The sequence below is a fragment of the Pseudomonas sp. AC169 genome (genome assembly GCF_979258515.1).
This window is the reverse complement of sequence record NZ_OZ409866.1, coordinates 283,514-300,344: the sequence shown is the minus strand read 5'-3', so window position 1 is coordinate 300,344 and position 16,831 is coordinate 283,514. Positions and strand designations below refer to the sequence as shown.

Genomic DNA, 16,831 nt, shown 5'->3' with positions numbered 1-16,831 from the left:
TTTTTTACAGGTTTACCTAATGTTTGTTGGGTTTTTAGATTCTTTACTGGCCGATATTTTCTCGAGGCTGTCAGGATCAGTTCGTCGAGGAGGTGTGAAATTATTTCGATAGTTTGAATGTTGTCATACAAGCTGAGTCGCTAAAATCAACCTCGTAAGCCCAGCGCGCGATGCTACGATCCGCAAGCCCTGATCACCGGAACCGACCATGCAAGAAGACCTCGACGCCCCCGCTCGCAAACGTGCGCACAACCTCGCTCATGATCTGGTGGAGAAGCTCACCCAGAGCATCCTGCTTGGCCAGTTGTCACCCGGCGACAAGCTGCCGTCGGAGAACTCCATCGTTCAGGAGCACGGCGTCAGCCGCACGGTGGTGCGTGAGGCAATTTCCAAATTGCAGGCCTCCGGGCTGGTGGAGACGCATCACGGCATCGGCACGTTTGTCATAGAGCGAGCACCGGAGCAGGGCTTGCGCCTGAATGTCGACACGGCGCTCGGCGTGCGCAGCATTCTTGAATTGCGCCTGGGCCTGGAAACCCAGGCAGCGGCACTGGCAGCGCAACGGCGCAGCGAGCAGCAATTGCTGCAGATGCGTCAGGCGCTGGACGATTATCAACGGCTGCTGGACAACAACGACAGTTGCGTCGAGGCCGATCGACGCTTTCATCTGCTGATTGCCGAAGCCACCGGCAACGTCTGTTTCAGCGAGATCATGCAGCACTTGGGCAGCGCGATGATTCCGCGTAACCGGCTCAATGCTGCTGAACGTGGCGCGGCGGATTTGAGCAAGCTCGGGCAACTGGCCCATCTGGAGCATGAGGCGATTCTGAATGCGATCAAGCGTCAGGATGCGGATGCCGCGCGCGCAGCCATGTGGTTGCATCTGACCAACAGCCGTGACCGCTTTTCCGCGCAGGGCTGAGTGCCGTCGGTCTGTTCGATAGCACGCCGCCCACGGGCCTGATTCCAAGTTGTACGGCCCGGGTATTCCGGACCTCCTTGGTGAGGTGTGTCATGGCTAATGATTTGCTGTTTCAGGGTGGTGTGCTGCCAACCGATCCAACCCGGCCGGTGCCCGGCACCGATGAGCCAACTCTGACTGATCATGATTCTCCGATGGGGATGCCAACGGGGCGTGATCCGTTGAGCGATGCTGACCGGCCGGAGGACTGGCAGGATCCGCCGGCAGATGACGATGTACCGCCGGCGGATGAGCCGACGCCGTTGTCGGATGATCGGCGCTGAATTCTGGTGTTGTGCTGGATTTGCCGGCCTCTTCGCGAGCAGGCTCGCTCCCACAGGGAAGCGCGTTCCAATGTGAGAGCGAGCCTGCTCGCGAAGGCGGCATCAGCCTCAAAAAAAATCCAGGGTCAGACCTCTGCTGTTCGAACCACTCAACCCGCCACTCCAGATTCAAAACGCCGGGGTGCACCCGGGCAGGAGGCGATTGTGGCGATGTTGCGGGAGGAGTTTGTTTCGTAAAAAAGCTTCCCTCACCCCAGCCCTCTCCCGGAGGGAGAGGGGGCCGACCGAGGTGTCTTGCGCTATATATCGACCTGAACAACCGAGTCGATTATGGATTCAGCCAAGCTGAACGACCGAGTCGATTATGGATTCAGCCAGGTCCAATTTTCTTGATCAGAAGAGTCGATTATGGATTCACCGACGAATTTCCAGGTCGGCGGATTTCTCCAATATCCCCCAATCGGTCCCCTCTCCCTCTGGGAGAGGGCTAGGGTGGGTAAAGACCGGGTACATCCTTTACGTTTGAGACCGGGGACATGGTTTACAGGTATTAATCATGGTCAGGAGGTGCTGACCATGCCCTGGAATCAAGAGTCCCCAATGGATCAACGAGTGAAGTTAGTCAGTGACTGGCTTGGCGGCAGCTACACCAAGAGCCAATTAAGCCGGCGCTATGGTGTCAGCCGTCCAACCATCGACAAGTGGCTGGAACGATACGCAGCGTTGGGCGTAGATGGCTTGAAAGAGCAATCGCGCAAGCCGTTGAACTGTCCTCATCAAACGCCCGACGAAATTATTGCCACGCTGCTGGCCAAGAAAAACGAACATCCCGATCGGGGACCCAAGCAGATCATTGGTCGCCTGCGCGATTCCGATCCGCATATCCAATGGCCGGCCGCGAGCACCGCCGGGGAGTGGTTGAAGAAAGCTGGTTTGGTGGTGGCGCGACGGCCCTATCCCCCGCGTCCCCGTGCTCCAACACATTTGCGTCCGGTCGACGCGCCCAACCAGACTTGGTGTGCTGATTACAAAGGGCAGTTCAAAATGCAGGACGGTAATTGGTGCTACCCGTTGACCATTACCGATCAGATGAGCCGCTTTTTATTCGTCTGTCGCGCCTTGCCCAGTACGCACGGAGCGCCGACGCGGGAAGGCTTCGAGTGGGCTTTTCGAGAATATGGGCTGCCGGATGTGATCCGCACTGACAATGGCGCTCCTTTTGCGTCGACAGGTCTGGCGCGACTTTCGAAGTTATCGGTTTGGTTCATCAGGCTTGGAATCCATGTCGAAACGATTACGCCTGGCCGTCCCGACCAAAATGGGCGACATGAACGGATGCATAGAACGCTAAAGGCAGCAGTGCCACCGGCGGAAAACTTGGTGCGCCAGCAGTTGGCTTTTCAGGAATTCATCCAAGACTTCAACCACCACCGACCGCACACCGCGCTGGGCATGAAACCGCCGGCATCTGTCTATAGCCCGTCGATACGCGCTTACCCCGGTTACTTGCCTGCGTTTGAATACGGTTCCGATGTTGAAGTACGCAAGGTTCGGTCAAATGGGGAAATTAAATGGAAAGGACAGCTGATTTTTCTAGGAGAGGCTCTGATTGGAGAGGACATCGCGCTGAAGGAAGTGGCTGATGACGCTTGGGAACTGTACCTTTGCACCCACTGTTTAGGCAGGCTTGAAAACGGCGCCAAACGCGTTTCAAGCCTTTAAAGGTGTAAACGATGTCCCCGGTCTAATTTGTAAAGGATGTACCGGTCTCTACAGTGAGGGGCTTCTCAGGCATCACGCAAATCCCGCATCAGCAACCCAAACCGCAAATCCACCCCCTCCGGAATCGGCACATACACCGTATGCCCATCCCCCGGCGCGACGTCGATCGCCTCACCCTTGACACTCTGCAATGCAGGCAAATCAAAATGAAAATTACCCGTGGGCGTCATCAACTCCAGATGATCACCGAGGGCAAATCGGTTCTTCACCTTGACCTCGGCCAGCCCCTCACGCCGTTCACCGGTCAACTCGCCAACAAACTGCTGACGCTCCGAAACCGAGCTGCCGTGCTGATAATTCTGATACTCGTCATGCACATGCCGACGCAGAAAACCCTCGGTGTAGCCGCGCTGGGCCAGTGACTCCAGGTCCGTCATCAAGCTGCGATCAAACTCGCGCCCGGCCACCGCGTCATCAATCGCCCGGCGATAAACCTGGGTGGTGCGCGCGCAGTAGAAGTGCGATTTGGTGCGGCCCTCGATCTTCAATGAATGCACGCCCATGAGCGCCAGACGCTCGACGTGCTGCACCGCGCGCAGATCCTTGGCGTTCATGATGTAAGTGCCGTGCTCGTCCTCGAACGCCGGCATCAATTCATCAGGACGATTGGCTTCCTGCAGCAGGAACACTTGATCTGTCGGCGCACCCAAGCCCAATGTCAGCTCGGGCTGAAAGGTCTGGACGATCTCGCCGAGCTGGTTTTCCGTGGCTTGCTGCGCCGAGTATTTCCAGCGACAGGCGTTGGTGCAGCTGCCCTGATTGGCATCGCGTTTGTTCATGTAACCCGAAAGCAGGCAGCGCCCGGAATAGGCCATGCACAACGCGCCATGAACGAACACTTCCAGCTCCATGCCCGGCACCTGTTCGCGGATCTCGCCGATTTCTTCCAGCGACAATTCCCGCGACAGGATGATCCGGCTCAACCCCATCTGCTGCCAGAACTCGACACTCGCCCAGTTCACCGTATTGGCCTGCACCGACAGGTGAATCGGCATCTGCGGAAAATGCCGACGCACCAGCATGATCAGCCCCGGGTCAGACATGATCAGCGCATCCGGTGCCATCTCGATGACGGGTGCCAGATCCTTTAGGAAGGTTTTCAGTTTGGCGTTGTGCGGGGCGATGTTGACGACCACATAGAAGCGCTTGCCCTGCGCCTGGGCTTCACGAATGCCCAGCGCCAGGTTGGCGTGATCGAATTCGTTGTTGCGCACCCGCAAGCTGTAACGCGGCTGGCCGGCATAAACCGCATCGGCACCGTAGGCGAAGGCATAGCGCATGTTTTTCAGGGTGCCGGCGGGAGCGAGCAGTTCGGGGGCGGCGAGGATCGAGGTCATGGCGGTGTCGGTCGCAAAAGCGCGGCAGGGTAATGCAGATCCGGACGGGGTTTATTGATCTGGATCTATGCCCAGTTGCCGATCGATAACCGGTTCGCGCCGATCCGCAACTATGCTCCATGAATAAAGATGGCACTCGTGCACGCTACGGCTGACTAAGGAGCGGGGCGTGCATGACGCCTGACTGACATGGACCGGACATGAACGAAAAGAGTCTTCAATTCAAATCCCTGACCGTGCTGCTGGTGCTGGTCACGGTGGCCTTCATCTGGATCCTGTTGCCGTTCTACGGTGCGGTGTTCTGGGCGGTGATCCTCGGCATCCTGTTTGCACCGATGCAACGCAAGTTGCAGGCGAAATTCGGCTGGCAACGCAACCTGACCTCGCTGTGCACATTGAGCATCTGTCTGGTCATCGCGATTTTGCCGGTGATCATCGTCAGCGTGTTGCTCGTGCAGGAGGGGGCGACGGTTTACAAGAATATCGAAAGTGGTGAGCTGGACATTGCCGCGTATCTGGCGCAGTTCAAGCACAGCTTGCCGCCGTACTTTCAGCACTTGCTCGACCGTTTCGGCATGGGCGAACTCAATGGCCTGCGCGAGAAAATCGTCAAATCGGCGATGCAGGGCAGTCAGGTCCTGGCCACTCAAGCGTTCAGTTTTGGTCAGGGTACGTTCGAGTTCGTGGTGAGTTTCTTCATCATGCTGTATCTGCTGTTTTTCTTTCTGCGTGACGGTGCCGAGCTGGCGCGCAAGGTGCGTACCGCTGTGCCATTGGAAGAGAATCACAAGCGCCGCCTGCAGTTGAAGTTCAACCGAGTGGTGCGGGCGACGGTCAAGGGCAACGTCCTGGTGGCGATTACCCAAGGCGCATTGGGTGGGGCTATTTTCTGGTTTCTCGACATCCCCAGCGCGTTGCTGTGGGCGGTGTTGATGGCGTTTCTGTCGTTGCTGCCAGCGGTCGGCGCGGGGATTGTCTGGGCGCCGGTGGCGGCGTATTTCCTGCTCAGCGGGATGATCTGGCAGGGCGTGGTGCTGGGCTTGTTCGGGGTCTTTGTGATTGGCCTGGTGGACAACGTGCTGCGACCGATTCTGGTGGGCAAGGACACCAAAATGCCCGATTACATGATTCTGATCTCGACCCTTGGCGGACTGGCAGTGTTCGGCCTCAACGGCTTTGTGATCGGGCCGCTGATCGGGGCGTTGTTCATGTCGAGCTGGGCGTTGTTCGCCGAGACCAAGCCCCGCGTGCAACTGCCTTAAGCGTGAAACGGCTCGCTGACGATCTTTTGCGACAGTGCCTGCGCAGCGGGCAGCGAAGTGAGCGGGCCGCTGATCGCTTCGCCGTCGCGCATCAGATACCAGCAGGCGAGCAGACCCGAGGCCCTGAGCGAGGCGGGAACGGCGCTGCCGATAACGGACATGATTTGAATCTGAGCCATGACGAGTACCTCCATCTAACAATGGAGCTACCTTAGTGATTCGCCGCTTCTACGGACAATCAACGCTTTCGATAGTGGTCATTGACGCCGTTGAGGGCTGGCTCAATCGACCACTTGATCGAGCATGTGCATGACTTCGCGCTCGTTGAGCAAACCTTTGTGCACCAGGTTTTCCGCGAGCAGCGAAAGGAATTTCGCGCAACGATGGCCTTCCAGGTGCTTGAGTTCGGTCAGCGCGCTGTACACCTTGCTGGAGGTGCACAGGCCGACGATGCGGTGCGGGTTTTGTGTAGGCATACAGTCGTCCTTGTTGTTATCAACCTGTTGTTTACGGACGGATTCAGATTGCGGCTCCGTCATGACAAATAAATGACCGTTTTATGCAAATGTACATAACGCTCGATCAATCATGCCGACTTTAGCCGGTGAAACTGTCCCCACAGCGACCTTGGCGAGATTTTTTCAGACGCTGGCCGACCAACGGTCATAAAAAAGCCCCGCTATCAAAGCGGGGCTTTTTGTTGCGATTACCAGCGTGGACCGCCGTAGTAGCCATGTGGCCGGCCGTAATAACCGCGAGGCGGGCCTTAGTAGACGGGGGCCTGTTGGATGTACACCGGTTGTTGCACATACACCGGCGCCGGCTGGTAGTAGACCGGTGGTGGCGGCTGCTGCACGTAGACCGGTTGCGGCTGAACATAAACCGGCTGCTGTTGCACATACACCGGCCGATCCTGGTTGATCAGTGCCGAGCCGATGATGGCCGAGCCGACGATCGCGCCAAACACCGCAGGGCCTTGCCAGCCGTGGCCACCACCGGCTTCTGCCTGACCTGTTACAGCAAGTGCGCCAATCAGCAAGGCCAGAATGGGGAGTTTACGAATCATGATAATTCCTCGGTTCTTCGACCCGGCGGCAGGGCCTGCACCAGGCCCACAGTTGTCGCGGGGATACTTCTAAGACAGCGAAATTCTGAAAATCAGCACAGCCGCTGGGTAAATTTTGTGTAAGGTCTGTACCGGCTTCTTTACCGGGCCGGACAAGGGCCACATAACACGTTTAGAACAGGCCTCTATGATCGTTCAGAACCCGATGGACTGGCTAATCCCGTCTATCCGAAAGTGCGTTTGAAGGAGAAGTTTCATGCAGATGAACCCGAACAAAGACACCCAACTGTGCATGTCCCTGTCGGGGCGTCCAGGCAATTTCGGTCTGCGTTTTCATAACCATTTGTATGAGCAGTTGGGCCTGAACTTCTATTACAAGGCGTTCAGCAGCCAGGATTTGACGGGAGCGGTCGGCGGCATTCGCGCCTTGGGCATTCGCGGCTGTGGCGTGTCGATGCCGTTCAAGGAAGCGTGCATTGCGCTGGTCGATGAGCTGGATGCGTCGGCGGCGGCGATCCAGTCCATCAACACCATCGTCAATACCGACGGCCATCTTAAGGCTTACAACACCGATTACATTGCCATAGAACAGTTGCTGAAAACCCACGCGGTGCCCAAGGATTCGACCTTCGCCCTGCGTGGCAGCGGCGGCATGGCCAAAGCGGTGGCCAGTGCCTTGCGTGATGGTGGTTACAAAAACGGTTTGATTGTCGCCCGCAACGAGCGCGCCGGGCGTGCATTGGCGGATTCGCTGGGTTATCGCTGGCAGGCGGATCTGGGCGAGGAGCGGCCGCAGATGCTGATCAATGTCACGCCCGTGGGCATGGATGGCGGGCCAGAGGCGGGGCAACTGGCGTTTGAGTCAGAAGTGATCAAAGCGGCGGATACGCTGTTTGATGTGGTGGCGATTCCGTCGGAGACGCCGTTGATCGTGCGTGGCCGCGCCGAGGGTAAAAAGGTGATTACCGGGCTTGAGGTGATTGCGATTCAGGCGCTGGAGCAGTTTGTGCTGTACACCGGCGTGCGCCCGACTGAAGAGCAGTTTGCGGCGGCGGTGGCGTTTGCCCGGAGCTGATGAGTGTTGTGGTGGCTGGGCGGGCCTCTTCGCGAGCAGGCTCGCTCCCACAATTGAATTTTTGTCATACACAGATTGTGTGTTCGCTGTAGATCCCCGTGGGAGCGAGCCTGCTCGCGAAGGATGCGCCACGGTTTCACGCCGGGCATCAATGCCTATACTGCCTCCCCAGCAAGCCCAGACTTGCCCCCCACAAAAACCGTGACCGAGGCCCCCCATGCACCCGCCCATTCTCAATCTGCATCAGGTCGAACTCGAACCCCTGCCCGAAGCCTTGGCCCCGGAAGGCGAAACCGCCGGGCGCTATCAGCAGCGCATGGCGCGTATCGGCCAGCAATTGGGTTCGCAGAAACTCGGTTATCGTCTGTACGCCTTGCCGCCGGGCATGCGCGGCAGTCCGTTTCACAGCCATCGGGTCAACGAAGAAATGTTTTACGTGGTGGTCGGGGAGGGTGAGGTGCGTCTTGGCGCCGAGCGTTTCCCGATTCGCGCGGGCGACGTGATCGCGTGCCCGCCGGGCGGGCCGGAGAAGGCGCATCAGATCATCAATACCAGTCAGGCCGAACTGCGTTATCTGGCGGTGAGTACCCAGCAGCAACCGGAAATCTGCGAATACCCGGATTCGAACAAATATGCGGTGATGGATAATTTTCAGGTGGATGCTGAGGGCAATGCCTCAGGTTTTGTGGCGGTGGCACGGCAGACGGATGGTGTGGATTACTGGGATGGCGAGTAACACCAGATTTTGAAACCTGATGAATAACCCCTGTGGGAGCGAGCTTGCTCGCGAATAGGCCGTGTCAGTTACATCATCGTTGAATGACACACCGCATTCGCGAGCAAGCTCGCTCCCACAATGTATTTGTGGTGGCTATTCGAGGCGGGCCAGGCGTTCTTCCAGCGCGGCGATTCGTGCTTCGAGCTCTTCGATGCGCTCAACCGAAACGCCACTGCTTGTACTGCGATCCTGCGGACTCTGCCGCGCGGCCATGATCGCCTCGCTATCCGCCGGATCACCCAGCGCATGGGTATAACGATCTTCGCGCTGCCCGGCCTGGCGCGGAATCAACACCGCCAGCCCCCGCGCAATCAAGCGTTCAAGCTGATGCACCACCTGCTCGGTGTCTTCAAATTCATGCATGCGCCCACTGCGGGTCAGCAGTTCATTGACGGTTTGCGGGCCGCGCAGAAACATCAAACCGCTCAGAATCACTTGCGCCGGGACCAACTCCAGCGCCTTGTCGACCTTGTGCTCCCAGCGATCGGCGCGACTGCCCATCACCAGTTTGGCGAAACCGCGACCTTCCAGTGCACGCAAACTCTGCCCAACCTGACCTTGGGTCAGGTTCATCACTGGTTCGCGGCTGGTTTTCTGATTGCAGGCCAGCACCAGCGCATTGAGGGTCAGCGGATAGGTTTCCGGGCTGGTCGCCTGTTTCTCGATCAACGCGCCCAGAATGCGGATTTCCGTGGCATTGAGCCGTGGCTCGTCGAAGGTGGATTCAGTGTCTGTGGTCATCGCGCGTTCCCTCTGCAGTCGAAGGCGCCTAGCCTAATCCTTGCCAAACAAAAGGCAAGCCGTGTGGTCATCAAGCATGGCTATAATCGCCTCCTTGTTCCACCCAGCCACTACGAGACTGCCATGACCATTTCCCTGTACGCCGCATCCGTCCCGGTTTTTCAACAAATGCTCAACGCGCTGAGCGATGTACTGAAAAAGGCTGAAGCCCACGCCACCGAGAAAAATATCGACCCGAACGCGTTCCTGCAGGCCCGTCTGTACCCGGACATGTTCCCGCTGACTCGCCAGGTGCAGATCGCCGTTGACTTCGCCAAAGGCGTTTCTTCGCGTCTGGCTGAAGTCGAAGTGCCGAAGTACGACGACACAGAAACCACCTTCGCCGAACTGCAAGCCCTGATCGCCAAGGTTCTGGCCTACATCGGCGAGATCAAGCCTGAGCAGATCGATGGCAAGGAAGGCATCGAAATCGTCACCCGTCCGGGCACGCCGAAAGAAAAGCGCTTCAGCGGTCAGGCTTATCTGCTGACTTACGGTCTGCCGCAGTTCTTCTTCCACGTCACCACCACTTATGCGCTGTTGCGTCATAACGGCGTTGAAGTGGGCAAGCGTGATTACATGGGCGCGTTCTGAGTTTTTAAAAGCCCCTCATCCTAGCCCTCTCCCAGAGGGAGAGGGGACTGACCGCGTTGTTGGTTCGAGATACGCCGACCTGAAACATCAAGTCGAACTCAGGTTTTGAACAGCACTCGGTCTGCCCCCTTTCCCCCTCGTCCCCCTTTGGGGGAGAGGGATGGGGTGAGGGGGAAAAGATCTCAGCCACAAAAAAGCCCGCCAAGGTTCACACCATGGCGGGCTTTTCATTGCCGCGAATATTACGCAGTACGCTGGGCTTTCGCCTCTTCGCCCAGACACGCCGCTGCGGTGAACAGCACGTCGGTGGAGGAGTTCAGCGCCGTCTCCGCCGAGTCCTGCAGCACGCCAATAATGAAACCGACCGCCACGACCTGCATGGCAATCTCGCTCGGAATCCCGAACAGGCTGCACGCCAGTGGAATCAGCAGCAACGAACCGCCAGCCACACCCGAAGCGCCACACGCGCAAATCGCAGCGACAACGCTGAGCAGAATCGCGGTCGGAATGTCCACGGCAATACCCAGTGTGTGCACGGCAGCCAGGGTCAAAACGGTGATGGTGATCGCCGCGCCGGCCATGTTGATGGTCGCGCCCAGCGGGATCGACACCGAATAGGTGTCTTCATGCAGGCCCAGACGTTTGCTCAATTCCAGGTTGACCGGAATGTTCGCCGCCGAGCTGCGGGTGAAGAACGCGGTGATACCGCTTTCACGCAGGCATTTGAGGGTCAGCGGGTACGGGTTGCGACGCAGCTTCCAGAACACGATCAGCGGGTTCATCACCAGCGCCACGAACAACATGCAGCCGAGCAGCACGGCCAGCAGGTGCGCGTAACCGATCAGCGCGCCGAAACCGGAGGTGGCCAGCGTCGAAGCGACCAGACCGAAAATACCCAGCGGTGCGAAGCGAATCACCACGCGCACGATCACCGTCACGCCGTTGGACAGATCTCCCAGCACTTCGCGGGTGGTGTCGCCGGCATGGCGAATCGCGATGCCCATGCCGATCGCCCAGGCCAGAATGCCGATGAAATTGGCGTTCATCAGTGCGCTGACCGGGTTGTCCACCACGCTGAGGAGCAGGCTTTGCAGCACTTCGCCGATACCGCCCGGCGCCGTGACCGCAACGTTTTCGGTGGACAGCACCAGGTGCGACGGAAACGCCATGCTGGCAACCACGGCCACGACGGCGGCGCTGAAGGTGCCCAGCAGATAAAGGAACAGGATCGGGCGGATATGGGTTTCCTGGCCGTGCTTGTGGTTGGCGATCGACGCCATCACCAGCACAAACACCAGAATCGGCGCGACGGCTTTCAACGCCGAAACGAATACCTTGCCGATGAAGGCCGTGGACTTCGCGGCTTCCGGGGCCAGCATTGCCAGGGCGATACCGGCGATCAGGCCGATCACGATCTGCGTAACCAGGCTGAGTTTTTTCAAGCGTTGCAATAGAGAAGGGGATGAAGCGGTCATAACGGCATCTCTGATTTTTTATAGGGTGCAAGGTTGCGTGGCAGTACCGGTGAAACGGGGGCAGACCACCGCCACGCACCGAAAGTGTTGATGCGACATCAACGCCATTAAACCGGCCGCTGATTAGGGTGTACGTTTTTCAGGGCGCGGACTTTATCACAGCGTAGGCCTTATCCTTCAGGCCTGTGACGATCTGCCACCGGATCAGTCAACCAGATAGACAGGTTTGTGCAAGTCAGTCCGGACACACTCTGTTAAGATTGCGCATCCTTATTTTCAAATTCCGCCAGCGGGCCTCTTGGTCAACGCTGGTGTCGTCGTTTTGCTGGAGTTGCGCATGCTGTTGCCCATTCTTCTGTTGTCCGCCGCCGGATTCACGGTGCTGACCACGGAATTCGTCATCGTCGGCCTGTTGCCGGCGATTGCCCGAGACCTTGAAGTCACCATCCCGCAGGCCGGGTTGCTGGTGACTCTATTCGCTTTTACCGTGGCCATGTTCGGGCCTTTCTTGACCGCATATTTCGCCCGCTTCGAGCGGCGCAAACTGTTTATCAGCATCCTGATCATGTTTGGCCTGGCCAATACCGTGGCGGCGCTGGCGCCAAACATCTGGGTGATGGCGATTGCCCGGTTGATCCCGGCGCTCGGTCTGCCAGTGTTTTGGGCCTTGGCCAGTGAGACTGCCGTGGACATCGTCGGCCCGGATTTCGCCGGTCGTGCGATCGCCAAGATCGGTTTCGGCATTGTCTGTGCCACGGTGTTCGGCATTCCGGTCGGCACGCTGATTTCCGATGCGTTCGGCTGGCGCAGCGCCTTTGGCATTCTCGCGGTGATCGCGTTTGCCAAGGCTTTGTTGCTGTTTGTCTACTTGCCGAAAACCAGCCTGCACCAGCATCAGGTCAGCTTCCGCTCGCAGTTCAAGATCCTGCGCAGCCCGTTGATGATCGGCCATATCTTCCTGTCGATTCTGGTGTTTAGTGGCATGTTTACCGCTTACACCTATCTCGCCGACATTCTTGAACGCCTCGCCGGGTTCAACGGCACTGTCGTCGGTTGGTGCCTGATGGCCTTCGGTGCGGTCGGGCTGATCGGCAACTCGCTGGGCGGTCGTGCGGTGGACCGGCATCCGCTGGGGGCGTCGGTGTTGTTCTGCGCGTTCATGATCGCCGGCATGGTGTCGCTGGTGCCGAACATTCATTCGCCAATGGGGCTGGCGGTGGCGATGGGTATCTGGGGCATTACCCAGGCCGCGTTGTTCCTGGTCAGCCATGTGCGTCTGATGAAAGCCGCGCCGGAAGCGCCGGCCTTTGCTGCTTCGCTGAACATCGCCGGGGCCAATCTGGGGATCGGTCTGGGCGCTATCGTCGGTGGCCGGGTCATCGACAGCGCAGGTCTGGGTTTCCTCGGCTTTGCCGCTGCCGGATTCATCTTGCTGTCGGTATTCCTCGCCATGGTGCTGATGACGCTCAAACCGCGCGAAATCTGCGCCGAGGCCTCATAAAGCGGTAAACAGCTCGCGTCGGGCACCTTCGGTAATCGCAACGATGCCGGGGTGCTTGACCTTGCGCTCCACCGAAATGGCATAGAACGATTCGGTCACCGCGTCGGTCTGGCCAATCAGCTCGACGCCGTACTGGCGCTTCACTTCATCGGCAATCACGCTCGGGCCGATAAAAATCCCGCTACCGGATTGGCCAAACGCCTGCATCAACGCACTGTCATCAAACTCGCCGACGATTTGCGGCTGGATCTGCTGTTCGGCAAACCAGCGCTGCAAGCGGCTGCGCACCACGGTTTCCGGCCCGGGAATCAACAGTGGTGCACCGTGCAGGCTGCGCGGGAAATCCTGACCGTATTTTGCCGCCAGTTCAGGAGTGCCAAAAAAACTGATCCCGCACTCACCGAGCTTTTGGCTGTAGCCCTTGATATCGAGGTGCGAGGGCATCGGGCTGTCGGAAATCACCAGGTCCAGGCGCTGGATGGCCAGATCGGCGAGCAAGCGTTCGAGCTTGTCTTCGCGGCAGGTGATGCGCAGGGGTTCGTTCAGCTCCATTGTCGGGGCGATCAGGCGATAGACGATGGATTTTGGCACCACGTCGGCGACTCCTACGCGGAACAGGATCTGCTGTTCATTGGGTTGCGCGCGCAGCATCAGTTCCAGTTCGCCGCCCAATTGAAACATTTGCTCGGCGTAGGGCAGGGCCTGCCGCCCGGCTTCGGTCAATTCCAGTTGCCGGCCGACCCGTCTGAACAACTCGATGCCGTAAGTTTGTTCGAGCAAAGAAATCTGCCCGCTGATGGTTTGTGGCGTCAGATTCAGTTGCTCGCAGGCGCGCACGATGCTGCCGGTCTTGGCTACGACCCAGAAGTAATGCAGTTGTCGATAATTGAGCATGATGGTCTACAGTTCGTAAAAGCCGAAGTATAGCCGCTAAAAATACGAATTTTCCTGAAGTGTTCATCTCCCTAGAATGCCCAGCCATCGACGGCCGGTCTGTGAGCCTGTCAGTTCATTCGAAGGAAACCTTATGAAATACACAATCCCAGCATTGATGTTTACGTCTTTACTGCTTCTGACCGGTTGCGATCAGGCCGAGAAAAGCGCCCAGCAATTGATGGGCAAGGCTGCCGAGAGCGCCAAGCAAGCGATCGACGACACGCACAAAGCTGCCGAGCAAGCGCTCAGCGATGCCACCGGCGGGTTGATCCAGAAGAAGGAAACACCGGAAAAAGACGCGGAAAAATCCGAATCTTCCTCCAAGACCATCTAATTCGTCTTACGCAGAGTCAGGACTGACCCATGGAATATCTGTTACAGCTCGCCGCTAGCCCCACCGCCTGGGTTGCTTTGGCCACATTGGTGGTGATGGAAATCGTGCTCGGCATCGATAACCTGATCTTTATTTCGATCCTGACCAACAAACTGCCTAAGCAATACCAGCAGAAGGCACGCCGCATCGGTATCGGCATGGCGCTGATCTTGCGTCTGGCGCTGTTGAGTACCATCGCCTTCATCGTGCAGCTGACTGCGCCGGTGATCGAGATTCTCGGTCAGGCTTTCTCGTGGAAGGACATGATCCTGATCGCCGGTGGTCTGTTCCTGGTGTGGAAAGCCACGACCGAGATCCATCACAGCATGGATCCGGCGCCGGAAGATCCGAAGTCGGCGACCTCGACGGTTACTCTGGGTTTCGCTGCCGCTATCGGCCAGATCCTGATGCTCGACATGGTGTTCTCGATTGACAGCATCATTACTGCCGTCGGCATGACTGAACACTTGCCGATCATGATCATCGCGGTGGTGGTGTCGGTGCTGGTGATGCTGTTTGCCGCTGAACCGCTGGCCAAGTTCATCAACGACAACCCGACCGTGGTGATGCTGGCCCTGGGCTTCCTGATCATGATCGGTATGACCTTGATCGCTGAAGGCTTCGGCGCCCATGTACCGAAAGGTTATGTGTATGCGGCGATGGCGTTCTCGGCAGCGATTGAAGTGCTGAACATGATGTCGCGTCGGGCGAAGCAGAAGAAGCTGGCTGAGCAGGCGTAACCGCCAGTAAGCCAAAAAGGCCGCTTGAACTGAGTTCAGGTGGCCTTTTTTCATTTCAGGTTTTCCATACCCGGTAAGACCAGCCCCTCACCCCAGCCCTCTCCCGAGGGAGAGGGAGCCGATCTGCGTGGCTTTCAAACTTGAGTTCGGCTCGGCATTGCAGGTCGACGTAATTCGAACATGCCACTCGGTCAGTCCCCTCTCCCTCCGGGAGAGGGCTAGGGTGAGGGGCTTTTCGCTTTTGACGTTAAGCCTCAGTGCGCAGTGGCGTGACGAGGACTTTGTTTAGGCGTTTTTTCGAGTGCAGCAGACTGAACCGGATGGTGATGATGGCGCCGCGAAATCCGCAGCACCCCCCACAACATGGCGGCGGCCACGGCCAGCCAGCCGGCAATCAACATCACAATGGTCATGGTCAGGCTCATCAGTGCCTCCTCTTTGCCCTGCATCGGGCACATACTTTTTCAATTCGCTCTGTTTCAGTGACAGTCTAGACAATGGGGTGTTTCAGACTATTGACCAAAGGTCGATTGCGACCAATCAGTTTGCTCTATGCAACCGATCTGTCTGCCGCTTAAGGCTATACCGCAGCCTGGCGCGGCCCTATGATCGCAGCGTTGCCGGAACACGATGACCGGCGTCTGAACAGAGAGTGATGATGGTGCAGGTATTTTCTCGAATTCGTGCGGCGCTGCTGATGGCCGGTTGCGCGGCGATATTGGCCGGGTGTGCAGGCAGTGTCGCGCCTGAGGTCAAACGTCTGCCGGAGCGAGTCGAACTCAGCGGCACGTTCTATCGCGGGGAAGCCAATCAGAGCGGGCCGCAAGTGTTGGCCAGCCTGTTGTCGCAGCAGGGCATCGTGATCACCCCGGGCCTGCTGGAAAAACCCCTGCATCTGCCGGGTGCCGAAGACAAATTGCAGCAGAACCTGCAGAACCTGGCCCGTGAGTACGGCATGGTGGTTTATCCGCTGGACAGCAACCTGCCCGCGCTGTTGACCCAAGTGGCGGCAGGCTATCCGGTGATGGTGCGTTTCAGCGAAGGTTCGGCATTCTGGGCCGAGCCGCGTTACGCGATCCTGTCTGGCTATGACCGCAACAAACAGAAGGTTTTGCTGCGTGCCGGAATGAACCGTCGCGAACTGATGAGTTTCAGTTCCTTTGAGTCGGCACTGGAGAAATCCGGTGGCTGGGCCGTGCTGATTCAGAAACCGTCGCAGATCCCGGCAGCCGTTGACCGTCAGCGTTGGCTAAGGGCCGCCGACGAGTTGGCTCAGGCCGGTCAGGAAAACGAAGCGGCGCAAGCGCGCAAGGCTCTGGCGGCGCACTGACGTCCCGTTCGTCATCTGCCGGGCACGACTGCGCCCGGCAAGTCTCCTACTTATACATCCCGTGTTTTGCGGGTGAATCAGGAGGCGATATGAAAGATTCCCCAGCAGCGAAAGGCCCACATTCTTCCGAGCATTCCTCGGGAGATGATTTGGGGTTCGATCCGGACTCGCCAGATCTTGATGATCCGCAGGTCGATCCTGTCGGCCCCGCCAAGGCGCCTCTCGACGTCGAGCCCGGCGAGGATGCCAAGAAGCCCGCCAAACCTTATGACCCGTTAGCCAATCTGAAACCTTGATGCGAGGTGCATATGAGTACCGATTCAAGCTTCGACGACCAAAAACCTGACAGCGTACCCACGACGCCAGAGCCGGACATTGATCCGGTGCTGGACCCGGACAGCCCGATGCGCGACCCGATGGCTCGGCCCAATGTGCTGACCCCCGAACCTTCGCGGGACCCGAGTGCAGGCGATGGCATTCCCGATGACGACAAGATGCCGCTGCCCAATGATTGATTTACAGGTGAAAAAAAGCCCCGAAGATTCGGGGCTTTTTCT

General features: G+C 58.2%; 21 protein-coding genes. 13 read left to right on the top strand and 8 right to left on the bottom strand.

Annotated elements, in window-relative coordinates:
• Positions 1-208: 208 nt before the first annotated feature.
• The 3 genes from ACZZ0G_RS01330 (at position 209) to ACZZ0G_RS01320 (ending at position 2,967) form a co-directional block, all read left to right on the top strand.
• On the top strand, positions 209-922 hold the full coding sequence (locus ACZZ0G_RS01330) for a FadR/GntR family transcriptional regulator (protein WP_463555030.1): 714 nt from the start codon (positions 209-211) through the stop codon (positions 920-922).
• Between the two features lie 92 nt (positions 923-1,014).
• Positions 1,015-1,245 (top strand): hypothetical protein, encoded by a 231-nt coding sequence (locus ACZZ0G_RS01325; RefSeq protein ID WP_463555029.1) that lies wholly within the window; start codon positions 1,015-1,017, stop codon positions 1,243-1,245.
• Between the two features lie 576 nt (positions 1,246-1,821).
• Positions 1,822-2,967: an integrase core domain-containing protein gene (locus tag ACZZ0G_RS01320; RefSeq protein ID WP_463555028.1), complete on the top strand. Its 1,146-nt coding sequence runs from the start codon at positions 1,822-1,824 to the stop codon at positions 2,965-2,967.
• A gap of 65 nt (positions 2,968-3,032) precedes the next feature.
• Here ACZZ0G_RS01320 and trhP read toward each other — a convergent pair whose 3' ends face one another.
• The gene (gene trhP, locus ACZZ0G_RS01315; RefSeq protein WP_463555027.1) at positions 3,033-4,364 is read right to left on the bottom strand and encodes a prephenate-dependent tRNA uridine(34) hydroxylase TrhP; all 1,332 of its coding nucleotides are present in this window, start codon (positions 4,362-4,364) and stop codon (positions 3,033-3,035) included.
• A gap of 200 nt (positions 4,365-4,564) precedes the next feature.
• On the opposite strand from trhP, the gene ACZZ0G_RS01310 reads away from it, so the two are divergent.
• Complete coding sequence (locus ACZZ0G_RS01310; RefSeq protein WP_463555026.1) at positions 4,565-5,626, top strand: AI-2E family transporter; 1,062 nt, start codon at positions 4,565-4,567, stop codon at positions 5,624-5,626.
• Here the strand turns inward: ACZZ0G_RS01310 and ACZZ0G_RS01305 are convergent.
• The 3 genes from ACZZ0G_RS01305 to ACZZ0G_RS01295 all read right to left on the bottom strand — a co-directional run bounded on the left by ACZZ0G_RS01305 (position 5,623) and on the right by ACZZ0G_RS01295 (position 6,692).
• A complete protein-coding gene (locus ACZZ0G_RS01305) occupies positions 5,623-5,805 on the bottom strand; it encodes a hypothetical protein (protein WP_463555025.1) in 183 nt (60 codons plus the stop codon). The genes ACZZ0G_RS01310 and ACZZ0G_RS01305 overlap by 4 nt on opposite strands.
• Positions 5,806-5,907: 102 nt before the next feature.
• A complete protein-coding gene (locus ACZZ0G_RS01300; RefSeq protein WP_016984641.1) occupies positions 5,908-6,102 on the bottom strand; it encodes a hypothetical protein in 195 nt (64 codons plus the stop codon).
• Between the two features lie 290 nt (positions 6,103-6,392).
• The gene (locus tag ACZZ0G_RS01295) at positions 6,393-6,692 is read right to left on the bottom strand and encodes a hypothetical protein (RefSeq protein WP_463555024.1); all 300 of its coding nucleotides are present in this window, start codon (positions 6,690-6,692) and stop codon (positions 6,393-6,395) included.
• A 256-nt stretch (positions 6,693-6,948) separates the two neighbouring features.
• On the opposite strand from ACZZ0G_RS01295, the gene ACZZ0G_RS01290 reads away from it, so the two are divergent.
• On the top strand, positions 6,949-7,767 hold the full coding sequence (locus tag ACZZ0G_RS01290; RefSeq protein WP_463555023.1) for a shikimate 5-dehydrogenase: 819 nt from the start codon (positions 6,949-6,951) through the stop codon (positions 7,765-7,767).
• Positions 7,768-7,984: 217 nt separating this feature from the next.
• A complete protein-coding gene (locus tag ACZZ0G_RS01285) occupies positions 7,985-8,503 on the top strand; it encodes a cupin domain-containing protein (protein WP_463555022.1) in 519 nt (172 codons plus the stop codon).
• A 135-nt stretch (positions 8,504-8,638) separates the two neighbouring features.
• Here ACZZ0G_RS01285 and ACZZ0G_RS01280 read toward each other — a convergent pair whose 3' ends face one another.
• Positions 8,639-9,286, bottom strand: a complete 648-nt coding sequence (locus tag ACZZ0G_RS01280) for a YceH family protein (RefSeq protein WP_463555021.1) — start codon at positions 9,284-9,286, stop codon at positions 8,639-8,641.
• Between the two features lie 123 nt (positions 9,287-9,409).
• Between ACZZ0G_RS01280 and ACZZ0G_RS01275 the strand changes: the two genes are divergently transcribed.
• On the top strand, positions 9,410-9,919 hold the full coding sequence (locus tag ACZZ0G_RS01275) for a DUF1993 domain-containing protein (RefSeq protein ID WP_034154670.1): 510 nt from the start codon (positions 9,410-9,412) through the stop codon (positions 9,917-9,919).
• Positions 9,920-10,161: 242 nt separating this feature from the next.
• On the opposite strand, the gene sstT is transcribed toward ACZZ0G_RS01275, so the two are convergent.
• Positions 10,162-11,394, bottom strand: coding sequence for a serine/threonine transporter SstT (gene sstT / locus ACZZ0G_RS01270; protein ID WP_463555020.1), 1,233 nt, complete (start codon positions 11,392-11,394; stop codon positions 10,162-10,164).
• A gap of 337 nt (positions 11,395-11,731) precedes the next feature.
• Here sstT and ACZZ0G_RS01265 point away from each other — a divergent pair, with 337 nt between their 5' ends.
• Complete coding sequence (locus tag ACZZ0G_RS01265) at positions 11,732-12,895, top strand: MFS transporter (RefSeq protein WP_463395588.1); 1,164 nt, start codon at positions 11,732-11,734, stop codon at positions 12,893-12,895.
• Here ACZZ0G_RS01265 and nhaR read toward each other — a convergent pair.
• Complete coding sequence (gene nhaR / locus ACZZ0G_RS01260) at positions 12,890-13,789, bottom strand: transcriptional activator NhaR (RefSeq protein WP_463555019.1); 900 nt, start codon at positions 13,787-13,789, stop codon at positions 12,890-12,892. The two genes, ACZZ0G_RS01265 and nhaR, sit on opposite strands and share 6 nt — an antisense overlap.
• A 133-nt stretch (positions 13,790-13,922) precedes the next feature.
• Between nhaR and ACZZ0G_RS01255 the strand changes: the two genes are divergently transcribed.
• Together ACZZ0G_RS01255 and ACZZ0G_RS01250 are read left to right on the top strand one after the other, a co-directional pair.
• On the top strand, positions 13,923-14,165 hold the full coding sequence (locus ACZZ0G_RS01255; RefSeq protein WP_463555018.1) for a hypothetical protein: 243 nt from the start codon (positions 13,923-13,925) through the stop codon (positions 14,163-14,165).
• A gap of 29 nt (positions 14,166-14,194) precedes the next feature.
• Positions 14,195-14,944 (top strand): TerC family protein, encoded by a 750-nt coding sequence (locus ACZZ0G_RS01250; protein ID WP_277758498.1) that lies wholly within the window; start codon positions 14,195-14,197, stop codon positions 14,942-14,944.
• A 254-nt stretch (positions 14,945-15,198) separates the two neighbouring features.
• Here the strand turns inward: ACZZ0G_RS01250 and ACZZ0G_RS01245 are convergent, their stop codons facing one another.
• The gene (locus tag ACZZ0G_RS01245; protein ID WP_463555017.1) at positions 15,199-15,402 is read right to left on the bottom strand and encodes a hypothetical protein; all 204 of its coding nucleotides are present in this window, start codon (positions 15,400-15,402) and stop codon (positions 15,199-15,201) included.
• 200 nt (positions 15,403-15,602) lie between these two features.
• On the opposite strand from ACZZ0G_RS01245, the gene ACZZ0G_RS01240 reads away from it, so the two are divergent.
• From ACZZ0G_RS01240 to ACZZ0G_RS01230, 3 genes are all read left to right on the top strand, one after another.
• Complete coding sequence (locus tag ACZZ0G_RS01240) at positions 15,603-16,274, top strand: peptidase C39 family protein (protein WP_463555016.1); 672 nt, start codon at positions 15,603-15,605, stop codon at positions 16,272-16,274.
• Positions 16,275-16,363: 89 nt separating this feature from the next.
• Complete coding sequence (locus ACZZ0G_RS01235) at positions 16,364-16,570, top strand: DUF6021 family protein (RefSeq protein ID WP_034154676.1); 207 nt, start codon at positions 16,364-16,366, stop codon at positions 16,568-16,570.
• Between the two features lie 12 nt (positions 16,571-16,582).
• The gene (locus ACZZ0G_RS01230) at positions 16,583-16,789 is read left to right on the top strand and encodes a hypothetical protein (RefSeq protein WP_463555015.1); all 207 of its coding nucleotides are present in this window, start codon (positions 16,583-16,585) and stop codon (positions 16,787-16,789) included.
• Positions 16,790-16,831: the final 42 nt, after the last annotated feature.